1 pseudogene is annotated in these 472 nt (G+C 77.8%); it reads left to right on the top strand.

Annotation, left to right across the window (positions count from 1 at the left end):
* Positions 1–151: 151 nt before the first annotated feature.
* Positions 152–472 (top strand): annotated as a pseudogene (locus tag GTQ99_RS23975) (hypothetical protein); the annotation flags it as partial.

Below are 472 nucleotides of genomic sequence, written 5' to 3'. Positions count from 1 at the left end.
CCCCCCGGCGATGGACAGGGCACCTCCCACCTGCGAGCGTGAGCCACCCGGTCTCGAGGAGCCCGCGCACCAGCAGCCGCACCGAGGCAAGATGAGCAAGGACAGACCCGCAGGCGAGCACGCGAGATCGGCGCAGGAAGGGGCACCAGCCGTGAGCGCACGCTTCACCACCCGCCGAGCAGCAGGCATCGCCGCCACCTCCTACGCCACCCTGACCGTCATCCCCTGGGCCGTCGGCTGGGCCACCGACGCCACCCGCACCCCGCGGGTCGGCCTCCTCGTCGCCGCCGCACCCCTCGCGCTGCTCTTCGGCGCCCTCGCCGGCTACGCCGCCGCCCCCCTCACCAGCACCCGCCCGCGCCGCAGGCCGACCCCGCCCGGCACGACGGGCCTGGTGGCCACCACCCCACCCCCGGCGCCGCCTGCGGCGTCCACGGCCGCGGGAGCCGCCGCGGTCCCGAGCCCGCACACC

This window comes from Kineococcus vitellinus, assembly GCF_009906315.1.
GTDB lineage: Bacteria > Actinomycetota > Actinomycetes > Actinomycetales > Kineococcaceae > Kineococcus > Kineococcus vitellinus.
This window is presented reverse-complemented; position numbering and strand designations above follow the sequence as displayed.